Here is a 19,853-nt window from a genome sequence, read left to right as displayed (position 1 = left end):
AGGCTGTGGGGGCGACTTCTGGGGCGACGGAGAAGATCGGTTTCGGGGGTGGCGCGCGCCAGCGCGCTTCGTRRACTGACTCATCGGCTGTGTYTGACCACAACGAACGAAGTGAGTGGAGGGAGTTTGCCGATGCACCCCCGAAGYCGAGCYTCTTCGTGCAGTCGGCCCGCCAGGGCCGACCGCYCCAGCYGAGCCCCCACAGCCTGCCCCCGGCCGCCYYGCCCACGCGTCACACAAGAGAGGCCTCAACACCTCACGCCGTGAAGATCCCGCACGCTGCGCTGCCCCGTGGCCCCATGCGCGCCAGCCCGGTCCAGCAGCAGCGCCTGCAGCCCGGCCGCGAGGGCGCCCTCGTAGTCGAGCGTCGGCGAATCGCCCACCATCAGGCACTCGCCCGGCGCGATCCCCAGGTGCCCGGCCACCCGCAGGTAGGCCTGCGGATGCGGCTTGCTGACGCCGGCCTCCTCGCCGATCGCGACATGGTCCACCGCGTCGCCCAACCCGGTCGCAGCCAGCTTGCGGCGCTGCCCGTCGGCGGGCCCGTTGGTCAGGATGGCCAGCTGCAGGCCGTCGCGGCGCAGGCGCTCGAGCGTCGGCCACGCATCGTCGTACAGCTTCGGGCTGTCGTTCACGCAGTCCATGAACACGCGGTTCAGCTGCGCCACCAACCCCTCGCGCGGCACCAGGCCCAGGCGGTCGAACGGGTCGGAAAAACGCCGCATCCGGTACTCCTGGCGCGTCAGCCGGCCCTGCTCGAACTGCATGAACAACGGCCGGTCGACCTCGCCGCAGGCCTGCAGGAACGGCGCCGCGGCGATGCCTTCGTCGGCCAGCACCTCGGCGAGCAACCCGTGCGCGACCAGGCGCGTCGACGCGAAGTCGATCAGCGTGTCGTCCAGGTCGAAGATCACCAGCTTCGTCATCTTGATCCGCCCTCGGTTCATCCTCGGTCGTCCCAGACCGGCCGCAGGCCGATCGTCGTCGTGCCCAGGCGCCCCCACTTGCCGCGGCTCGCGCGGATCCGCAGGTGGCCCGCATCCTTGCTCCACGCCCCGCCCTTCACCACCCGCTCCATCGGTTGCGCGGCATCGCGATCGTGCAGGTCCTGGCACCACTCGCCCAGGTTGCCGGCCAGGTCGAACAGCCCCAGCTCCGACGGCGGAAAGCTGCCGACCACGCTGGTGCCGCCGAAATGCTCGTCGAAGTTCGCAAGCACCGGGCTCGGYGGCGCATCGCCCCACGGGTAGACCCGCAGCGGATCGTTGTTCGACGCCACCGCCTCCCACTCCGCCGCCCATGGCAGGCGTGCACCCAGGTGCGCGCAGATCAGGCCGGCCGCCGCCCAGTTCAGCCCGAAGACCGGATGCTCGTCCAGCGCGGGGCGGCAATGCCAGCCGACCCCCTCGCGGTCGAAGGCCAGCGGGTTGCGCGGGTTGCAGACGTTGACGAACCGGTAGCCCTCGCCGGTCTCGGGCGGCAACTGCATCTCGTTGAGGATCTCGGCGGCCACGCGGCAGGTCAGCAGCGTGCGGGCGACGCGCAGGCGCCGCCCCGCCAGCGGGCCGGACGCCACCGTGAAGCCGACCGCGTCGTTCAGGTACTGCTCGATCATCGTGCTTGTGTTCTCACCGCCTCCTGCACCTCGTCGATCAGCGCCAGCTGCGCCTCGCCCAGGTGCTCGCGCCAGCCATTCTCCACGTCATCCAGCGACCGGTACGACGAGAACAGCCCGCCGCGCGTCTCGGCCTGCCGCGCATGGATGAACGCCGCGGCATCGCCGGCCGCCTCGGCGCCGAGGAAGGACACCAGCTCCCCCACCACCCGCACCGGCTCGCGCGAGATGTCGGCCAGCTCCACGCTCAGGTGCTCGAAGTGATGCAGGCAGCGCCGCGCCAGTTCGTAACGAAGCGCAACGCTCATCGCGACCACCTCGGTCGTGCGCATCGCCGCATCGGCGCGCGCGACCCGGCTCACGTAACCCGGAACCTCGCGCATGAACGCGCCGGTGACGAGCTCGGAGTAGCTCCACAGCGTCGTCAGCTTGCTGCGCAGCACCGACGAGACGATGGCCCGCGGATCGCGCCGCAGGAAGATGACGCGCAGCTCCGGCAGGAAGGCCTTCAGCCAGCCGAGCTTGCCGAACAGGCAGGTGTCCTTGAAGCCGATCACGCGGCCGCGGCGCGATTGCCCGAGGTAGGCCTTCAGCTCCAGCAGGAAGCCGCGCACCGTCTCGCTGTCGCGCAGGCTGGCATGCAGCAGCGCGGGGTCGTGGTCGTCGGCGCCCCACGGCACCAGGTCGTGCTCGCGGAAGAAGCGCGTGTGCATCGACAACGGCTCGTTCAGGCATTCGACGCCGGCGCATGATTGGAGGACGTCGTTCAGGAAATTCGAGCCCGAACGGTGGTGGGCCATCACGAGGAACGGGGGGCGTCTGTCCGATGGCCGCTGATCCAGTTGCTCTGGTTCCCCGTGAACTACCGGCGTGCGCGCCATCGAATCCCTATTGCAACTATTGTTCTTCAATCGTACGCTTGGCTCGAATTGCACTGCAATCCTCAGTGTGAGGGGAGGGGCTGATGAACTCGCCAGAAGTTGCAGCGCCATCGAAGGGCATGGGCCGCCTGCCGCTTCTGATCGCTGCCGTCGCGTTGGCCGTGGGCCTCGTGACCGTGGCCATGACCTGGCGATATCGTACGACGCAGGCGCACCGGCCGGCCGCGATGGCCGTGCGGCTCGCGCTCTCCAGCACGCCGCACGCCGCGCTGCTGATGCTGGCGGCCGAGAAGGACTACCTGCGCGACGAAGGCCTCGACGTCACCATCGTGCCGGTCAGCCACGGCAAGATGGCGCTCGATGTGCTCGGGCGCGGCGAGGTCGACCTGGCCACCGCGGCCGAGGTGCCCTTCGTCACCGCGGTGCTCGACGGCCAGCCGATGAGCATCCTCGCGAGCATGCTGAGCGTCTCCGACGAGATGGCGGTGGTCGCGCGGCGCGATCGCGGCATCGCGACAGCGGCCGACCTGGTCGGCAAGCGCGTCGGCGTGCCGCGCGGCACCAGCGCCGACTACTTCCTGTCGGCCCTGCTGATCCGCCACCGGTTGCCGCGCGACAGCGTGACGCTCGTCGACCTGCCGCCCGGCCGCCTCGCCGACGAGCTGGCGCGCGGCCGCATCGATGCCGCCTCGACATGGCAGCCGGTGCGCCGCGACGCCGAATCGGCGCTCGGTGCGCAAGGCATCACGTTCACCGCACCGGCCGCCTACACTGTGAGCCACGTGGTGGTGGGCCGCAGCGACTACCTGCGCGAGCATGCCGAGGTGTCGCGCCGCTTCGTGCGCGCGCTGCTGAAGGCGGAGCGCTTCAACCGGCTGAATGCGGACGAGTCGCTGGCCATCGTCGCGCGCCGCCTCAAGGTGGAACCCGCCACGCTGCAGCCGGGCTGGAAATCGCTCGCCTTCCGCGTGAACCTGCTGCAGTCGCAACTGGTCACGCTGGAGGATGAAGCCGACTGGACCACCACCGGGCGTGCCGCCGCGTCGGCACCGACGCCCAACTTCCTGCCCCACCTCTACCTCGATGCCTTGCTCGAGGAGCAACCCGACCGCGTCACCGTGGCGCACTAGACGGATGACCGACACCGAATGAAGATCAGTGCCAAGGGCTGGCTCGCCACGACCACGGGCCTGGGCACGATCGCCCTGCTGGCCGTGATGATCTGGTGGGCCAACGGCGAGGTCGAGGCGGCCGACCAGCAGCGCCGCCGCATGTCGGACGTGGCCCGCGTGCTGAACGACCTGCGGCTCGTCACCTTCGAGTACGTGCTGTACCGGAACCAGCGCGCCTACGAGCAGGAGCGCCGGGTGGCCGAGCGGCTCGAGCGCGCACTGGACGCACCGATCTTCTCCGAGCCGGAGCCCTCGGAAATCCTCGCCGACCTGCGCCGGCGCAGCACCGAGACGCGTCAGTTGTTCGAGGAACTGCAGGCCAACAGCAACCAGCGCGCCGTCGACGAGAACACGCAGAAGCTCTACGAGGAGCTGATCTCGCGCAAGCTGCTGGTGCTGCACCAGGAGAGCCTGGTCGATACCTTCCGCCTGCTGGATTTCTCCAACGCGCGCATCGCGTGGGCGCAGCATCGCGTGGTCGTGGTGATCGTGGTGGGGCTGGCGCTGATCGCGCTCGCCACCGTCGCGGCCGGCTGGCTGATCCACCGCGGCGTGCTGGTGCCGATCCAGCGCCTGCAGCAGGCCACGCGCGAGGTCGCGTCCGGCAACTGGGCGTTCCGGCTCGACATCGGCGGCCACGACGAGATCGGCGAGATGTCGCGCAACTTCGACGCGATGACGACCACGCTGCGCAACTCGTTCGCGCAGATCGAGCGCAGCAACCAGGAGCTGGCGGCGCTCAACCACGAGATCGAGTCGTTCAGCTACTCGGTGTCGCACGACCTGCGGGCCCCGCTGCGCAGCATGGACGGCTTCTCGCTCGCGCTGCTCGAAGACTACGGCGACCGCCTCGACGACGAAGGCCGCGAACACCTCTCGCGCATCCGTGCCGCGAGCCAGCGCATGGGCCGGCTGATCGACGAACTGCTCGGGCTGTCGCGGGTCACTCGCACCGAACTGGTGCTGCGCAACGTCGACCTCGGCGCGATCGCCCGCGACATCGCGAACTCGATGCAGAAGATGCACCCGGAGCGCGCCATGCGCTGGGAGATCGACGAGGGCCTGATCGTGCATGCCGACAAGTCGCTGATGCAGATCGCGATGCAGAACCTGCTGGAGAACGCGTGGAAGTTCACGTCGAAGACCGCCGATGCGGTGATCCGGGTCGGCAGCACCGTGAAGGACGGCCGCCCGGTGTGCTTTGTCGCGGACAACGGCGTAGGCTTCGACATGACCTACGCCGACCGCCTGTTCGGTGCCTTCCAGCGCCTGCACCATGAGACCGAGTTCCCGGGCACCGGCATCGGCCTCGCGATCGTCCACCGCATCCTGCGGCGCCATGACGGCAGCATCTGGGCCGAGGCCCGGCCCGGCCAGGGCGCCACTTTCTACTTCCACCTGCCTGGAGTCCCGCGATGAGTGAACAGAAGGCCATCCTGCTGGTCGAGGACAACGACGACGACGTGGCGCTGACGCTGCGCGCCTTCAAGCGCAGCCACCTGATGAACCCGATCGACGTCGCGCGCGACGGCGTGCAGGCGCTCGACTACCTGTTCGCGCGCAACGCGCACGAGCACCGCGCGTCGCAGCCGCTGCCCGCGCTGGTGATCCTCGACCTGAAGCTGCCGCGGCTCGACGGCCTGGGCGTGCTGAAGGCGATCCGCGCCGAGGAGCGCACGCGCCTGCTGCCGGTGGTGATCCTGACCTCGTCTAAGGAGGAGCAGGACCTGGTGTCGGGCTACTCGCTCGGCGCCAACAGCTATGTGCGCAAGCCGGTCGATTTCGTCGAGTTCATCGAGGCGGCGAAGGTGCTCGGCTTCTACTGGCTGATGATCAACCAGCTGCCGCCGGACCGTTCGCACCCCTGAGCCGAAGCTTCGAGGCCCCCGCACGATGAGCATGCCGGTCAACATCCTGGTGGTGGAGGATTCCGAGGACGACGCCCGGCTGGTCGCCCGCGTGCTGAGCCGCGGCGGCTTCGCGCCCACCTGCAGGCGCGTGCAAAGCCTGGCCGCGTTGCAGGAAGCCTTCGACCAGCAGCGCTGGGATGCCGTGCTGTCGGACTTCCGCATGCCGCAGTTCAGCGGCATCGAGGCGCTGCAGGCCTTCCGCTCGCGCGACCTCGACATCCCGTTCATCTTCGTCTCGGGGACGATCGGCGAGGAGATCGCGGTCGAGGCGATGAAGGCCGGCGCGAGCGACTACGTGATGAAGCAGAACCTCGCGCGGCTCGCACCGGTGCTCAAGCGCGAGCTGGCGCAGGCGGTGATCCGCGCCGAGCACCGCCAGGCGCAGCGCGACCTGGAGCTCAGCCGCGACCGCTACATGGACCTCTACGAGCTGGCGCCGGTGGGCTACCTGACGCTCGCCGCCGACGGCCGCATCGAGCAGCTGAACCTGAACGGTGCCGACATGCTGGGCCTGCGCCGCGATGCCTCGGCCGGCCTGCAGTTCGCCGACTTCGTCAACCCGGTGGAGCGCGAGCGCTGGACGGCGCATTTCGAGCGCGTGCTGCAGGACGGCGCGCGCCAGCGCCTGGAACTGGCGCTGCACCGCCCCGATGCCGACGCGCTGCACGTGCAGCTCGACTGCATGCGCGTGGGCGGCCTGGGAGCGGAGACACCGAGCATCCGCGTCGCGATCACCGACATCCACGAGCGCAAGGAGGCCGAGTCGGAGCTGATCCGCTACGAGGCGCAGCTGCGCCATTCGCAGAAGATGGAATCGATCGGCACGCTGGCCGGCGGCATCGCGCACGACTTCAACAACATCGTCGGCGCTATCCTCGGCAACTCGGCGCTGGCGCTGGAGGCCGTCGGTGCCGACCACCCGGCCGGCGCGCTGCTGCGCGAGGTGCACAAGGCCAGCCTGCGCGCCCGCATGCTGGTSCGGCAGATCCTCACCTTCAGCCGGCGCGAGCCGCAGGAGCTGCAGACGCAGTCGCTGCGGCCGGTGGTCGACGAGACGCACCAGCTGCTGCGCGCCACGCTGCCGGCCGGCGTCGAGCTGCAGACGCGCATCGCCGACGACCTGCCGCAGGTGCAGGCCGATGCCACGCAGGTGCAGCAGGTGCTGATGAACCTCTGCACGAATGCCTGGCATGCGCTGCGCGGCGGCGTCGGCCGCATCTGCATCGGGCTCGACGGCGTGGAGCTGGATCCGGCGACCTGCCAGCGCCTCGGCGGCTTGCACCCGGGCCGCCATGCGCACCTGTGGGTCAGCGACGACGGTGCCGGCATGGACAACGCGACCCGCGAGCGGATCTTCGAGCCGTTCTTCACGACCAAGCCGGTCGGCCAGGGCACTGGCCTCGGGCTCTCGGTGGCGCACGGCATCGTCGTCGCGCACCACGGCGCCATCGCGGTCGAGAGCGAGCCGGGGGTCGGCACCACGCTGCACCTGTACCTGCCGGTGGCCGACACGGCCGGGGCCGTGGCACGCGCGCCGCACGTCCAGCAGGCGTCGGCAGGCCACGGCGAGCGCGTGTTCTACGTCGACGACGACGAGACGATGGTCATCATGGTCGAGCGCCTGCTGGCCCGCGCAGGCTACCGCGTGCGCACGTTCAACGAGGCGGCGCTGGCCATCGCCCAGGTGCGCGAGCACCCGCAGGAGGTCGACCTGCTGGTGACCGACTACAACATGCCCGGCAACTCGGGCATCGAGCTGGCGCGCGAGCTGGCACGCATCCGGCCCGACCTGCCGGTGGTGCTCAGCTCGGGCTACATCACCGAAGAGCTGCGGGCCGAGGCCCGCGCGGTGGGCGTGCGCGGGCTGCTCGAGAAAGAGAACACCTTCGAGGAGCTGGGCGCGCTGATCGCCCGCATCCTGGCCGGCCCGGCAGACGCCCTCAGGGCAGGCGAGCCAGGCGCTGCCTGAGCAGTGCGCGCAGCGCGTCGGCATCGACCGACGTGAACACGTCGACCGGCGTGCCGAAATCGTCCCGGGCCAGCGCGATGCGCTTGGCCGACAGGTGGCCTTCGGTGAGGCCGGGCCGCCAGTCGACCTCGACCCGGCAACGCTCGGACGCGAAGAGCTCGGGCGCCAGCAGCCACGCCACCGGGCAGGCATCGTGCAGCAGCGGCCTGTCGCGGCGGAACCCGCGGATCAGGTCGCGCGCGACCGGGCCGCAGCGGTTGCCGAGCGTGCCCAGCGAATCGACCCAGTCGGCCGGCATCGCCGCCTGGCGCGTCACGTCGAGCCCGAACAGCAGCACCGGCGCGCCACTGCCGAGCACGGTCTGCGCGGCCAGTGCATCGGCATGGAAGTTGAACTCGGCGGCCGGCGTGATGTTGCCGTCGCAGAACGCGGCACCGCCCATCACGAGCACGCGCTTCGCGCGCTGCAGCAGGCCGGGGCGCTTGATCTCCGCCAGCGCGAGGTTGGTCAGCGGCCCGATCGCGACCAGCGTCAGGCTGCCGGCGGGCTCGCGCAGCAGCGCCTGCTCGATCACGTCGACCGCGTGCTGCGCGGTGGGGGTGCGGCTGCTCGGCAGCTCGACGCCGCCGAGGCCGTCCTCGCCGTGGACGGTGTTGGTGCGGGCCCGCGGCATCGTCAGCGCATGGCTGCAGCCGGCGTGCACGGGCACGTCGTGGCGGCCGGCCAGGTCGAGCACGCGGCAGGCGTTGTCCGCGGTCATCACGACCGTGCGGTTGCCGGCCACGGTGGTGACGCCGATCAGGTCCAGCTCCGGCGCGCCGGCGGCCAGCAACAGCGCGAGGGCATCGTCGATGCCGGGGTCGCAATCGAGGAGGATCGGCGTCGGGGTGTTCATGGCGGTCATTGTGCAGCGGCCTCTGCCCGCAGTTGCGGCTCGACCACCTGCGCGATCCAGTTCAGCACCGCCTGCACCCGCGGCGCCAGCTGGCGGCGGTTCGGGTACAGCAGCGACACCGGCATCGGCGGCGCGACGAACTGCGGCATCACCTCGACCAGCAGGCCCTGCGCGACCAGGCGCCGCGTGCCGAAGGTCGGCGCCTGGATCAGGCCGAGCCCGGCGAGGCAGGCCGCCTGGTAGGCATCGGTGCCGTTGACGACCACCGTGCTGCGCATCGGGTGCACGCGCGTCACGCCCTCCTCCTGGTATTCCCAGCCGGCGCCTTGCGTGCCGAGCTTGGCGGCATAGTGGACGATGCGGTGCCGAGCCAGGTCGGCCAGCGTCGTCGGCGTGCCGTGCGCGGCCAGGTAGGCCGGGCTCGCGACGTTGCCCATCGTCAGCACGCCGAGCGGCCGCGCCACCAGCTCGGCATCGGCCAGCGACCCGACGCGCAGCACGCAGTCGAAGCCTTCGCGCACCAGGTCGACCTGCCGGTCGGTGGTGCTGATGCCGACCTCGAGCAGCGGGTGCGCCGCGAGGAACTCCGGCAGGCGCGGGATCACCAGCTCGCTCGCCAGCTTGTTCGGCAGGTCGATGCGCAGGCGCCCCTTCAGGCCGCTGGCGACCGGCTGGAACATCGCCTGCAGCTGGTCGGCATCCGCCAGCAGTTCCTTGCTGCGTGCGAGGAAGACCTCGYCATCGGGCGTCAGCTGCACGCGCCGCGTGGTGCGCTGGAGCAGGCGCGCGCCGACGCGTGACTCCAGCTGCAGCACCACGGCCGAGACGCGGCTCTTCACCAGCCCCAGCTGCTCGGCCGCCTGCGTGAAGCTGCCCAGCTCGGCCACCCGGGCGAAGATGCGGAGCTCGTCGAGTTCCATCGCGTCATTGTCCTTTTACGAAGAACAGTCCTGTCATTCAAGGCGACTTTATCCTCTGCAAGTGAACTCCTAAAGTCCCCTTCACCGCAACCCRTTCCCTCTGAAGGAGACCGACATGACCGCATCGACCACCCCCCGCATCGCCCTGGTCACCGGCGGCAGCCGCGGCCTCGGCCGCAGCACGGCGCTGGCATTGGCCGCGCAAGGCAGCGACGTGATCCTCACCTACCAGAGCAGCGAGGCCGAGGCGCACGCCGTGGTGCGCCAGGTCGAGGCGCTCGGCCGCCGGGCCGTCGCGCTGCAGCTCGACGTGGGCGACAGCAAGCGCTTCGCGGCCTTCGCCGAGACGGTGAAGAAGGTGCTCGCGAGCACCTGGCAGCGTGAGCGCTTCGACCACCTGGTCAACAACGCCGGCATCGGCCTGAATGCGCCGATCGCCGAAACCACCGAGGAGCAGTTCGACCTGCTCAGCAACATCCACCTGAAGGGCACCTTCTTCCTGACGCAGAAGCTGTTGCCGCTGATCGCCGATGGCGGGCGCATCGTCAACATCTCGACCGGCCTCGCGCGCTTCACGTTCCCGGGCTATGCCGCCTATGCCGCGATGAAGGGCGGCGTGGAGGTGCTGACGCGCTACATGGCCAAGGAGCTCGGCCCGCGCGGCATCAGCGTGAACGCGCTCGCCCCCGGCGCGATCGAGACCGACTTCCGCGGCGGCCAGGTGCGTGACGACAAGCAGGTCAACGCGCACATCGCCGGCGTCACCGCGCTCGGCCGCGTCGGGCTGCCGGACGACATCGGCGGCGCGGTGGCCGCGCTGCTGGCCGACGGCAGTCGCTGGATCACCGGCCAGCGCATCGAGGTGTCGGGCGGCATGATGCTGTGAGATGCAGGCCGCGGCGCTTCAGCGCTCCTTCACGTAGGCCCGGCCGAGCGCGCGCGGCGCCTCGGCCCGGCCGAAGAAGCCGGCCAGCAGCACCACCGTCAGCAGGTAAGGCAGTGCCTGGATCAGCTCGACCGGCACGCTGCCGAGGCCGGGCAGCTCGACCCCCTGCAGCCGGATCGCGACCGCATCGAGGAAGCCGAACAGCAGGCAGGCGACGGCCGCGCGCAGCGGGTGCCATTTGCCGAACACCATCGCGGCCAGCGCCATGAAGCCGCGGCCGGCCGTCATGCCCGGCGTGAACGACGCGTTCTGCGCCAGCGCCAGGTAGCCGCCCGCCGCGCCGCACAACACGCCGGCCAGCAGCACCGCGCCGTAGCGCAGCGCGCCGACCGAGATGCCGGCCGCGTCGACCATCGCCGGGTTCTCGCCGACCGCGCGCAGCCGCAGCCCGAAGCGCGTGCGGTACAGCAGCCACCACGAGGCCGGCACCAGCGCCACGGTGACCCACACCAGCAGGTTGTGGCGCAGCACGCCCTCGGCCAGCAGCGGGCCGATGACGGGCCAGCCCTGCACCGCGTTCGCGGCGTCGGGGAACAGCGCCATGAAGCGGCTCGCATCGCCGATGTTCGGCGTGCGCCCGCCCTGGTGGAACCAGACCAGGCCGAGCACCACCGTGAGGCCGGCGGCGATCACGTTCAGCGCGACGCTGGAGACGATCTGGTCGCCCCGGTGCGTGACGCAGGCCCAGGCGTGCACCAGCGCGAGCAGCGCCGACACCGCGATCGCACCGGCCATCGCCGGCCATGCCGGCCAGCCGATCGCGCCCAGGCAGGCGGCGGCGAACGCGGCCGCGAGCATCTTGCCCTCGAGCCCGATGTCGATCACGCCGGCGCGCTCGCTGAACACGCCGGCCAGCGCGCACAGCACCAGCGGCACGGCGATGCGCAGCGTGGCGCCAAGCACCGATGCGACGATCAGCCAGTCGTCCGTCATGCCGCGCCCCTTGCCAGCCGGCCATACAGCCACGCCACCGGCGGCCGCAGCATCAGCGACAACGCGCCGCAGAACAGCACGACGAAGCCCTGCACCGCCACCGACATGTCGCGCGTGAAGGCCGGCATCTCGAACACCAGCTCGGAGCCGCCCTGCGCCAGCGCGCCGAACAGCAGCGCCGACAGCACGATGCCCACCGGGTGGTTGCGCCCCATCAACGCGACCGCGATGCCGGTGAAGCCCGCGCCGGCGACGAAATCCAGCAGCAGCTTGTGGTGCACGCCGGCGATCTCGTTGACGCCGACCAGCGCCGCGAGCGCGCCCGACAGGCACATCGCGATCACCGTGAGCCGCCGCGGATCGATGCCCGCATAGCGCGCCGCATCGCTCGCGAGACCCACCGCCCGCAGCGCATAGCCGAGCCGCGTGTGCCACAGCAGCGCCCACAGGCCCACGCAGGCCAGCAGGGCCAGCGCGAACGCGAGGTTCAGCGGCGTGTCGGGCCACTCGATGCCGATCGCACCGAACATCGCCTGCGCGCTCGGCAGCACCGCGCCCGGCGCGAACAGCCGCGACTCCACCGCCTGGTTGCCCGGCACCTTCACGACGTTGACCAGCAGCCACACCATCAGCGTCGACGCGAGGAAATTGAACATGATCGTCGTGATGACGATGTGGCTGCCACGCCGCGCCTGCAGCCACGCCGGCACGAACGCCCACGCGGCCCCCGCCGCCAGCCCGCCGGCAATCGCCAGCGGCAGCAGCAGCGCCGGGGCGAGCCACGCGTCGCCCGCCAGCAGCACGAGGCCGACGCCGAGCCCGCCGACCGTGCCCTGCCCCTCGGCGCCGATGTTGAAGTGCCCGCAATGGAAGGCCACCGCCACCGCCAACCCGGTGCAGATGAAGTTGGTCGTGTAGTACAGCGTGTAGCTCCACGCGAGCTCGCTGCCGAACGCGCCCTGCACCAGCAGCTGCACCGCGGTGAACGGGTTCTGCCCGATCGCCCAGACCACCAGGCCGGCAGCGAGCAGCGCCATCGCGACGTTCAACACCGGCAGCAACAGCACGTCGATCCAGCGCGGCAGCACCGCAGGCACGTGCTTCATGCCGGCACTCCGGTCGCCCGGGCATCGCCCATCAGGCACCCCAGCCGCGTCTCGTCCGCCTCGTCGCGCGCGACCTCGCCGGTGATGCGCCCGCCGCTCATCACGACGATGCGGTCCGACAGCGCGAGGATCTCGTCCAGCTCGGTCGACACCAGCAGCACCGCGCAGCCGGCATCGCGCAGCCCGACGATGCGGCGGTGGATGGTCTCGATCGCGCCGATGTCGACGCCGCGCGTCGGCTGCCCGATCAGCAGCACGCGCGGCGCGCGCCGGAACTCGCGCGCGAGGATCAGCTTCTGCTGGTTGCCGCCGGAGAACTTCGACGACGCGAGCCGCTCGTTGCGCGGCCGCACGTCGAACTCCTCCATCATCTGCCGGCACTGCGTGCGTGCCTGCGCACCGGCAATGAACGGGCCGCGCCGCAGCGCCGCATCGTCCACGTAGCCGAGCAGCGACGACTCCCAGGCCTCGAAGCCGAGCACCAGCCCGAGCCGGTGGCGGTCTTCCGGCACGTGCGCGATGCCGAGCTCGCGCAGCCGGTGCGGGTTGCCGGGGTGCGTGGCGTCGATGTCGACCCGGGTGCCATCCTCGCAGGCAATGGCCAGCCGCCCCTGCTGCAGCGGCTGCAGCGTGCTCAGCAGCGCCAGCAGCTCGCTCTGCCCGTTGCCCGAGACGCCGGCCACGCCGACGATCTCGCCGGCATGCAGGTCGAGCGACACGTCCTGCAGCCGCAGCACGCCGCCGGCATCGCGCCAGCTCAGGCCTTGCGCCTGCAGCCGCAACTCGCCGCGCTCACGCGCGAGGTGCGTGCCGGAGCGCTGCACCTGGCGGCCCACCATCAGCTCGGCCAGTTCGGCCTCGGTGGTCTGCGCCGTCTCGCGGTCGGCGACGACGCTGCCGCCGCGCATCACCGTGACGCGGTCGGTCACCGCGAGGATCTCCTTCAGCTTGTGCGTGATCAGCAGCACCGTGACGCCGCGCGCCTTCAGCGTGGCGAGCACGCGGAACAGCGCTTCGGTCTCCTGCGGCGTCAGCACGCCGGTCGGCTCGTCGAGGATCAGGATGCGGGCACCGCGGAACAGCGCCTTCAGGATCTCGACGCGCTGCAGCACGCCCACGGGCAGCTCGGACACGCGGGCGTCCGGGTCGACGACGAGCCCGAACTCCTGCTCCAGGCGCTGCAGCTCGCGGCGCGCCGCGGCCAGGCTTTTCGACAGCGCGAAGCCCTGCTCCGCACCGAGCACCACGTTCTCGAGCACGGTGAAGCGGTCGACCAGCATGAAGTGCTGGTGCACCATGCCGATGCCGTGCGCGATCGCGTCGTGCGTGCCGCGCAGCGCGACCGGCTTGCCGTCGATCGCGATGCTGCCCTCGTCGGCCGGGTAGAAGCCGTAGAGGATGCTCATCAGCGTCGACTTGCCGGCGCCGTTCTCGCCGACGATGCCGTGCACGCTGCCGCGCTGCACCGCGAGGTTCACGCCGCGGTTGGCGTGCACCGCGCCGAAGGTCTTGTGGATGCCGCTCAGTTCAACGGCAAGGTCGGGTTTCAAGACGGGTCAGTATTTGCAGCCGGCTTCGGGCGTGTAGTTCGCGACCGATTGCTTGCCGGACACGATGTCGGCTTCCACCGCGGCGAGCTTCTTCTTCGTGTCGTCGCTGACCAGCTTGGCGTTGTACTGGTCCATCGCGAGGCCGACGCCCTGCTCCTTCAGGCCCAGCACGACGAGACCCGGCTTCCAGCTGCCGTTCTTCGCCGAGCTGACGAGGCCGTAGACCGCGTTGTCGACGCGCTTGAGCATCGACGACAGCATCGTGCCCGGTTGCAGGTGGTTCTGGTTGCTGTCGACGCCGATCGCGAGCTTGCCCTGGTCCTTGGCGGCCTGGTAGACGCCGATGCCGGTGCCGCCGGCGGCCGCGAAGACGACGTCGACGCCACGCGAGAACTGGGCCTTCGCGAGTTCGCCGCCGCGCGTCGGGTCGCTCCAGGCCGACGGCGTCGTACCGGTCATGTTGCTGACGACCTCGACCTTCGGGTTCGCGACCTTCGCGCCCTGCTCGTAGCCGCACTGGAAGCGGCGGATCAGCGGCACGTCCATGCCGCCGACGAAGCCGACCTTGCCCGACTTGCTGGTCGTCGCGGCCAGCCAGCCGGCGAGGAACGAGCCTTCCTGGTCCTTGAACAGCACCGACTGCACGTTGGGCTGCTTCACTTCGGAATCGATGATCGCGAAGTGCACCTTCGGGAATTCCTTGGCGACCTTCTCGAGCGCCGACGCATGGCCGAAGCCGACCGCGATGACCGGGTCCGACCCCTTCTGCGCCATGCGGCGCAGCGCCTGCTCGCGCTGGGTGTCGTTGGAGATCTCGAAATCGAGGTAGGCGGTGCCGGTCTCCTTCTTGAAGCGCTCGATGCCGTTGTAGGCGGCCTCGTTGAACGACTTGTCGAACTTGCCGCCGGCGTCGTAGACGATGGCCGGCTCGGCCTGGGCGGCGATGGCGGTGGCCGCGAGGGCCAGGGTGAAGGCGGTGCGCTTCATTCGTAAGGTCCCTGAAAAATGGTGCGAGTCATTCTCGCAAGAAGCGTGCGCAGGAACGCCCGGCGAATCCCAGGGAAAGCCCTCGGCTTGCAACCCGTTCAGGTCGCGAGCCGGAAACCGTCGGGCAGCAACTCGCCGGCAGTCGTTTCGCGGCGTGCGCCGGCCAGGTTCGTCAGCAGCACCGGCAACCGCGGCCCGCCGAGCTCGAACATCACCTGCCGGCACGCGCCGCACGGCGAGATCGGGCCCGGGGTGTCGCCGATCACCGCCAGCCGCGCGAAACCGTCGACCGGCACACCGGCCGCGATCGCGGTGAAGAACGCCGTGCGCTCGGCGCAATTGCACAGGCCGTAGGACGCGTTCTCGACATTGCAGCCGTGGAACACGCGGCCGTCCGCAGCCAGCAGCGCGGCACCGACGAAGAACTCGGAGTACGGCGCGTAGGCGGCATCGCGTGCCTGGCGAGCCTCGGCGATCAGGTCATCGTCGGTCATGGGGTGGTCCTGGTGATGTGTTCGGCGATCAGCGGTCTTGGTGCAGGCGCATGGTCGGTGATGGCACAGGCGCGGCGCACCGCGGCGATGGCTTCCTCGGCATCGGCTTCCGTGCGCGCATGCACGCGGGCGAGCGGCGCGCCGGCTTCCACGCGCGTGCCGATCGGCAGCAGATCCGAGAGGCCGACCGACGGATCGATGGCGTCGCCGCTGCGGCGCCGTCCGCCGCCGAGCGCGACGACGGTCATGCCGAGCGCGCGCGTGTCGACCGCCGCGAGGAAGCCGGCGTCGCCCGCCGTCACGTCGCGCACGACCGCGGCCTGCGGCAGCCCGGGGTTCGCGAGCACGTCGGCCGGCCCGCCCAGCCCCGCCACCATGCGCGCGAAGCGTTCGGCGGCCGATCCGCTGTCGAGTGCGCGCAGCAGCCGCATGCGCGCCTCGGCGTCATCGGCTGCCAGCCCGGCCTGCTGCAGCACCGCCGCGCCGAGCGCCATCACCACCTCGTGCAGCCGCGCCGGCCGCGCCGTGCCGCGCAGGTAGTCCAGCGCCACCTGCACCTCCAGCGCGTTGCCGGCGGCCGGCGCGAGCGCCTGGTTCATGTCGGTCAGCAGCACCTGCGTCGGCAGCCCGGCGCCGCAGCCGACCTCGACCAGGCTGCGCGCCAGCTCGCGTGYGCGCGCCAGGTCCTGCATGAAGGCGCCGTTGCCGAACTTCACGTCGAGCACCAGCGCGCCGAGGCCGGCGGCCAGCTTCTTCGACAGGATCGAGGCGGTGATCAGCGGCACCGATTCGACGGTGGCCGTCACGTCGCGCACCGCGTAGAAGCGGCGGTCGGCCGGCGCGAGCGTGTCGCCGGCACCGACGATCGCGACGCCGGCCTCGCGCACGACGCGCCGCAGCTGCTCGACCGGCACGCCCGCGCGGTAGCCGGGGATCGCCTCCAGCTTGTCGAGCGTGCCGCCGGTGTGGCCCAGGCCGCGGCCGGAGATCATCGGCACGAAGCCGCCACAGGCCGCGAGCATCGGGCCGAGCATCAGCGACACGGTGTCGCCGACGCCGCCGGTGGAATGCTTGTCGAGCACCGGACCGGGCAGCGCCTCATCGGCCCAGCGCAGCACGCTGCCGCTGTCGCGCATCGCCAGGGTCAGCGAGACCGCCTCGGCGGTGTCCATGCCGCGCCAGCACACCGCCATCGCGAACGCGGCGATCTGCGCCTCGCTGACGGATTCGTTCGCGATGCCCTGTGCGAACGCGCGCAGCTCGGCATCGCCCAACGCATGGCCGTCGCGCTTGCGGCGGATGGTTTCCTGGGGCAGCAACCCGGCCATCAGTAGCCGCTCACGCGCACCGGCGCCGGCCCGCCGTCGATCGCCGCCAGCAGCACCGCCAGCAGGCTCGACGCACCGAAGCGCAGCGTGTCGGGGCCGAGGCGATCGGCGCCATACACCTCGGCGGCGAGCGCGAGGTAGCGCTGCACGTCGGCGATCGCCGACACGCCACCGGCCACCTTCAGCCCGGCGCGGGTGCCGCGCGCGCGGATCACGTCGCCCATCAGCTCGACGGCCTGCGGCGTCGCGTTGACGGCCACCTTGCCGGTGGAGGTCTTCAGGAAATCGGCGCCCTCGCGCAGCGCGATCTCGCTGGCCTGGCGGATCAGCTCGGGCCGCTGCAGCTCACCGGTCTCGAGGATCACCTTCAGCGGCAGCGGCCCGCAGGCGCGGCGGCAGGCTGCGACCAGTGCCGCGCCGGCCTGGGCATCGCCCGCCTGCAGTGCGCGCCACGGGAACACCGTGTCGATCTCGTCGGCGCCGGCGTCGCGGGCCACGGCGATCTGCGCCGCCACCGCCTCGGGGGACGCTTCGCCGCGCGGGAAGTTGACGACCGTCGCCACCCGCACCGCCGCCAGCCCCAGCGCGGCCAGCCGGCGCTTCGCCGCCGGCACGAAGGCCGGATAGACGCACAGCGCAGCCGGCGCACCGTGCGGCGTGCGGGCCTGGTCGGCCAGCGCCTCGATCGAGGCCGGCGTGTCGTCGTCCTTCAGCGAGGTCAGGTCGAGGCAGCGCAGCGCGAGGCGCGCGGCGTCGGCTGCAGGGAGAGAGGGGATGCTCATGCACCGATTGTGGCGCGTCCGTCCATCCACAAACTGATGGATGCGGCGGCCGCGGGGCCCGGCGACAGTCCCCTCTTCCGGGGGCCCGCTTCCTGCGGATTGGCAGCCGCCGCGTCCCACCGAAGAATCCACCCCATGCAAACGCTCTCTCCCCTCCTCGACCGCCAGACCTGGATCGAACAGGTCGCCGCGGAACTGATGGTGGCCTCCAGGCTGATGAGCCCGGCCATGGCCGCCGGCTTCGCAACCGACCTCTGGCAAGCCTGGGGTCACATGCCGCCCGCGGCGGCCGCCGAGTACTTCCTCGACCCGGCGGTCGAGTACCCGTCGGCGTTCTGATCCGTTCCCTGATCAGTTCCCGGTCTTGTTCGGATCGCGCCACGCGCGCTCGAACGGCAGCCGCCACGCGTGCGGCGCGATCAGCTGGTGGATCGACTTCGGCCCCCACGAGCCCGGCGGGTAGAGCCGCACCGGCGGCGGCGACTCGAGCAGCTGCGTCGACACCTGCCACAGCCGCTCGATGCCCTCGGCGGTGGTGAACAGCGTGCGGTCGCCGCGCATCGCGTCGAGGATCAGCCGCTCGTAGGCCTCGAGCACCTCGCCGATCAGGCCGGTGTCGTGCATCGCGAACTGCAGGCTCAGCTTGTCCAGCCGCATGCCCGGCCCGGGGCGCTTGCCATAGAACGACAGCGACATCTTCGACGCATCGGCGAGGTCGAACGTGAGGTGGTCGGGGCCTTGCGCACCGACGCCGGAGCCGGGCGGAAACATGCTCTTCGGCGGCTCGCGGAACGCGATCGAGATGATGCGCTGGCCCTCGGCCATGCGCTTGCCGGTGCGCAGGAAGAACGGCACGCCGGCCCAGCGCCAGTTGTCGATGTAGCACTTCAGCGCGATGAAGGTCTCGGCCTCGGATTCGCGGTCGACGCCGGGTTCGTCGCGGTAGCCGGCGTACTGGCCGCGCACCACGTCGGCCGGCTGGATCGGCAGCATGCTGCGGAAGACCTTGTTCTTCTCCTCGCTGATCGGTGCCGGCTCGAGCGCAGTGGGCGGCTCCATCGCCATGAAGGCGAGGATCTGGAACAGGTGCGTGACCACCATGTCGCGGTACGCGCCGGTCTGCTCGTAGAAGCCGGCGCGCGTGCCCAGGCCGAGCGTCTCGGGCACGTCGATCTGCACGTGGTCGATGAAGTTGCGGTTCCAGATCGGCTCGAACAGCCCGTTGGCGAAGCGGAACGCGAGGATGTTCTGCGCCGGCTCCTTGCCGAGGAAGTGGTCGATGCGGAAGATCTGCTCCTCGGCGAAGGTCTCGTGCAACCGCGCGTTCAGCGTGACGGCGCTCGCGAGGTCGGTGCCGAAGGGCTTCTCCATCACGATGCGCGAGCGCTCCACCAGGCCCGCCTCGCCGAGCATCTGCACCGCCGGCAGCGCGGCGTTGGGCGGCACGCTCAGGTAGTGCAGGCGGCGCATCTCGTCGCCCGGGCCGCCCAGGCTGCGCTCGGCGGCCTCGACCGCGGCGCGCAGCGCAGGCGCGCCGGCCGCGAGCGGCACGTAGTCGAGGCTTTGCGAGAACTGCGCCCAGTCGGATTCGGTGACCTTGCGGCTCGCGAACTCGCCGAGCGCGGCGCGGGCCGCGGCGCGAAAGCCGTCGGCATCGATGTCGTCGAGCGAGACGCCGATGATGCGGCAGCCCGGGATGAAGCCCGCTGCCGACAGGTGGTAGAGCCCCGGCAGCAGCTTGCGCCGTGCGAGGTCGCCGGTGGCGCCGAACAGCACGACGACCTGCGGGAAGCGCGGGCCGACGCCCGGTGGGATCTTGGCCATGGGTGGGGTCTCGATCGAGCGCGCGGAGCGGATGGCAACGGAGCTTGCCACAGGCCACGCGAATCACCAACCTCAACGCAGAGCATGAATCCGGCACGCCGATCTGGAAGCATCCGCGTGTCCGATCCGGACGACAAGGAGGATTCCAATGATTCGAAAACTATGTCTTGCCGCCGCGCTTGCGCTGGCATCCGGCTTCGCAACCGCCGAGACGGTGGTGTACCAGGGCTCGCTCGGCATACCGAATGTCGGCTATGCGGAGTATCAGCAGACGTCGACCAGCCCCAACGTCTATGGCGGCGTCATCCGCGCGCAGCAGAAGTTCATGAGCACGTTGAAGGCGGCGATCGCGCCGCCGGTTGTCGCGATGCTGCAGACCGTCGATGGCTACCAGGCGGGCAGCGGCAGTGCCAGCGTCAGCGGGCCCGTGACGTTCGCGCTCAACAACGGCGTGGCCTCGTTCTCGGGCCTGCAGCTGAATGCGGGGCTGACGGTCAAGCAATCGAAGTTCGGCATCACGGCGACCTGCTCGATCCAGGTG

General features: G+C 70.7%; 20 protein-coding genes. 7 read left to right on the top strand and 13 right to left on the bottom strand.

Translation table 11 applies throughout. The features are described from left to right. Positions 1-248 precede the first annotated feature (248 nt). The 3 genes from AC1D12_RS05465 to AC1D12_RS05455 are packed head-to-tail and all read right to left on the bottom strand — an operon-like array spanning position 249 to position 2,415. On the bottom strand, positions 249-926 hold the full coding sequence (locus AC1D12_RS05465) for an HAD family hydrolase (RefSeq protein WP_477825326.1): 678 nt from the start codon (positions 924-926) through the stop codon (positions 249-251). 17 nt (positions 927-943) lie between these two features. After that, the gene (locus tag AC1D12_RS05460) at positions 944-1,615 is read right to left on the bottom strand and encodes a formylglycine-generating enzyme family protein (protein ID WP_052212938.1); all 672 of its coding nucleotides are present in this window, start codon (positions 1,613-1,615) and stop codon (positions 944-946) included. Then, positions 1,612-2,415, bottom strand: a complete 804-nt coding sequence (locus AC1D12_RS05455) for a sulfotransferase (protein WP_047510362.1) — start codon at positions 2,413-2,415, stop codon at positions 1,612-1,614. Before AC1D12_RS05455 ends, AC1D12_RS05460 begins: the two co-directional genes overlap by 4 nt. Before the next feature lie 164 nt (positions 2,416-2,579). On the opposite strand from AC1D12_RS05455, the gene AC1D12_RS05450 reads away from it, so the two are divergent. From AC1D12_RS05450 to AC1D12_RS05435, 4 genes are read left to right on the top strand one after another with little or no spacing between them, the layout of a single operon-like run. Beyond that, on the top strand, positions 2,580-3,626 hold the full coding sequence (locus tag AC1D12_RS05450) for an ABC transporter substrate-binding protein (protein ID WP_465111971.1): 1,047 nt from the start codon (positions 2,580-2,582) through the stop codon (positions 3,624-3,626). 18 nt (positions 3,627-3,644) lie between these two features. Further along, entirely contained in the window at positions 3,645-5,087 is a 1,443-nt protein-coding gene (locus AC1D12_RS05445) for a sensor histidine kinase (protein ID WP_477825328.1), read from the top strand. Continuing rightward, a complete protein-coding gene (locus tag AC1D12_RS05440; protein ID WP_047510357.1) occupies positions 5,084-5,536 on the top strand; it encodes a response regulator in 453 nt (150 codons plus the stop codon). Before AC1D12_RS05445 ends, AC1D12_RS05440 begins: the two co-directional genes overlap by 4 nt. Before the next feature lie 25 nt (positions 5,537-5,561). Beyond that, complete coding sequence (locus tag AC1D12_RS05435; RefSeq protein WP_477839245.1) at positions 5,562-7,547, top strand: hybrid sensor histidine kinase/response regulator; 1,986 nt, start codon at positions 5,562-5,564, stop codon at positions 7,545-7,547. On the opposite strand, the gene AC1D12_RS05430 is transcribed toward AC1D12_RS05435, so the two are convergent. Beyond that, complete coding sequence (locus AC1D12_RS05430) at positions 7,519-8,442, bottom strand: nucleoside hydrolase (RefSeq protein WP_477825330.1); 924 nt, start codon at positions 8,440-8,442, stop codon at positions 7,519-7,521. The two genes, AC1D12_RS05435 and AC1D12_RS05430, sit on opposite strands and share 29 nt — an antisense overlap. 5 nt (positions 8,443-8,447) lie before the next feature. Then, entirely contained in the window at positions 8,448-9,362 is a 915-nt protein-coding gene (locus AC1D12_RS05425) for a LysR family transcriptional regulator (protein WP_477839243.1), read from the bottom strand. A gap of 115 nt (positions 9,363-9,477) precedes the next feature. Between AC1D12_RS05425 and AC1D12_RS05420 the strand changes: the two genes are divergently transcribed. Continuing rightward, complete coding sequence (locus AC1D12_RS05420; protein WP_477825331.1) at positions 9,478-10,248, top strand: SDR family NAD(P)-dependent oxidoreductase; 771 nt, start codon at positions 9,478-9,480, stop codon at positions 10,246-10,248. An 18-nt stretch (positions 10,249-10,266) separates the two neighbouring features. Here the strand turns inward: AC1D12_RS05420 and AC1D12_RS05415 are convergent, their stop codons facing one another. From AC1D12_RS05415 to deoC, 7 genes are all read right to left on the bottom strand, one after another. Beyond that, on the bottom strand, positions 10,267-11,241 hold the full coding sequence (locus AC1D12_RS05415) for an ABC transporter permease (protein ID WP_465111966.1): 975 nt from the start codon (positions 11,239-11,241) through the stop codon (positions 10,267-10,269). Continuing rightward, positions 11,238-12,347 carry an ABC transporter permease gene (locus AC1D12_RS05410; protein WP_477825332.1) on the bottom strand — a complete coding sequence of 370 codons (1,110 nt, stop codon included), beginning with the start codon at positions 12,345-12,347 and terminating at the stop codon, positions 11,238-11,240. The genes AC1D12_RS05415 and AC1D12_RS05410 overlap by 4 nt, the downstream gene beginning before the upstream one ends. After that, positions 12,344-13,897: an ABC transporter ATP-binding protein gene (locus AC1D12_RS05405; protein WP_477839241.1), complete on the bottom strand. Its 1,554-nt coding sequence runs from the start codon at positions 13,895-13,897 to the stop codon at positions 12,344-12,346. The genes AC1D12_RS05410 and AC1D12_RS05405 overlap by 4 nt, the downstream gene beginning before the upstream one ends. 6 nt (positions 13,898-13,903) lie before the next feature. After that, positions 13,904-14,884, bottom strand: a complete 981-nt coding sequence (locus AC1D12_RS05400) for a BMP family lipoprotein (protein WP_477839239.1) — start codon at positions 14,882-14,884, stop codon at positions 13,904-13,906. A 98-nt stretch (positions 14,885-14,982) separates the two neighbouring features. Continuing rightward, on the bottom strand, positions 14,983-15,378 hold the full coding sequence (locus AC1D12_RS05395; protein ID WP_477826662.1) for a cytidine deaminase: 396 nt from the start codon (positions 15,376-15,378) through the stop codon (positions 14,983-14,985). Further along, the gene (deoA, locus tag AC1D12_RS05390; RefSeq protein WP_477839237.1) at positions 15,375-16,706 is read right to left on the bottom strand and encodes a thymidine phosphorylase; all 1,332 of its coding nucleotides are present in this window, start codon (positions 16,704-16,706) and stop codon (positions 15,375-15,377) included. Before deoA ends, AC1D12_RS05395 begins: the two co-directional genes overlap by 4 nt. Then, entirely contained in the window at positions 16,706-17,488 is a 783-nt protein-coding gene (gene deoC, locus AC1D12_RS05385; protein WP_477839235.1) for a deoxyribose-phosphate aldolase, read from the bottom strand. Before deoC ends, deoA begins: the two co-directional genes overlap by 1 nt. Positions 17,489-17,623: 135 nt before the next feature. On the opposite strand from deoC, the gene AC1D12_RS05380 reads away from it, so the two are divergent. Next, the gene (locus AC1D12_RS05380) at positions 17,624-17,827 is read left to right on the top strand and encodes a hypothetical protein (RefSeq protein WP_477826659.1); all 204 of its coding nucleotides are present in this window, start codon (positions 17,624-17,626) and stop codon (positions 17,825-17,827) included. 12 nt (positions 17,828-17,839) lie between these two features. On the opposite strand, the gene zwf is transcribed toward AC1D12_RS05380, so the two are convergent. Then, the gene (zwf, locus tag AC1D12_RS05375; protein ID WP_047510330.1) at positions 17,840-19,312 is read right to left on the bottom strand and encodes a glucose-6-phosphate dehydrogenase; all 1,473 of its coding nucleotides are present in this window, start codon (positions 19,310-19,312) and stop codon (positions 17,840-17,842) included. Positions 19,313-19,460: 148 nt separating this feature from the next. Here zwf and AC1D12_RS05370 point away from each other — a divergent pair. Next, a partial coding sequence (locus AC1D12_RS05370) for a hypothetical protein (protein WP_477839233.1) occupies positions 19,461-19,853 on the top strand: 393 nt, incomplete at its 3' end.

Source organism: Rhizobacter sp. P1_G5, assembly GCF_056405435.1.
Note: the sequence above shows the minus strand (reverse complement) of the source record. Positions and strands in the feature narration are given on the sequence as shown.

Excerpts from the sequence above, each read along its gene's own strand:
- AC1D12_RS05455 (WP_047510362.1), bottom strand. The coding sequence starts at position 2,415 with ATGGCCCACCACCGTTCGGGCTCGAATTTCCTGAACGACGTCCTCCAA.
- AC1D12_RS05430 (WP_477825330.1), bottom strand. The coding sequence starts at position 8,442 with ATGAACACCCCGACGCCGATCCTCCTCGATTGCGACCCCGGCATCGAC.
- AC1D12_RS05410 (WP_477825332.1), bottom strand. The coding sequence starts at position 12,347 with ATGAAGCACGTGCCTGCGGTGCTGCCGCGCTGGATCGACGTGCTGTTG.
- AC1D12_RS05465 (WP_477825326.1), bottom strand. The coding sequence starts at position 926 with ATGACGAAGCTGGTGATCTTCGACCTGGACGACACGCTGATCGACTTC.
- AC1D12_RS05445 (WP_477825328.1), top strand. The coding sequence starts at position 3,645 with ATGAAGATCAGTGCCAAGGGCTGGCTCGCCACGACCACGGGCCTGGGC.
- AC1D12_RS05380 (WP_477826659.1), top strand. The coding sequence starts at position 17,624 with ATGCAAACGCTCTCTCCCCTCCTCGACCGCCAGACCTGGATCGAACAG.
- AC1D12_RS05395 (WP_477826662.1), bottom strand. The coding sequence starts at position 15,378 with ATGACCGACGATGACCTGATCGCCGAGGCTCGCCAGGCACGCGATGCC.
- zwf (WP_047510330.1), bottom strand. The coding sequence starts at position 19,312 with ATGGCCAAGATCCCACCGGGCGTCGGCCCGCGCTTCCCGCAGGTCGTC.
- AC1D12_RS05450 (WP_465111971.1), top strand. The coding sequence starts at position 2,580 with ATGAACTCGCCAGAAGTTGCAGCGCCATCGAAGGGCATGGGCCGCCTG.
- AC1D12_RS05415 (WP_465111966.1), bottom strand. The coding sequence starts at position 11,241 with ATGACGGACGACTGGCTGATCGTCGCATCGGTGCTTGGCGCCACGCTG.
- deoC (WP_477839235.1), bottom strand. The coding sequence starts at position 17,488 with ATGAGCATCCCCTCTCTCCCTGCAGCCGACGCCGCGCGCCTCGCGCTG.
- AC1D12_RS05400 (WP_477839239.1), bottom strand. The coding sequence starts at position 14,884 with ATGAAGCGCACCGCCTTCACCCTGGCCCTCGCGGCCACCGCCATCGCC.
- AC1D12_RS05420 (WP_477825331.1), top strand. The coding sequence starts at position 9,478 with ATGACCGCATCGACCACCCCCCGCATCGCCCTGGTCACCGGCGGCAGC.
- AC1D12_RS05440 (WP_047510357.1), top strand. The coding sequence starts at position 5,084 with ATGAGTGAACAGAAGGCCATCCTGCTGGTCGAGGACAACGACGACGAC.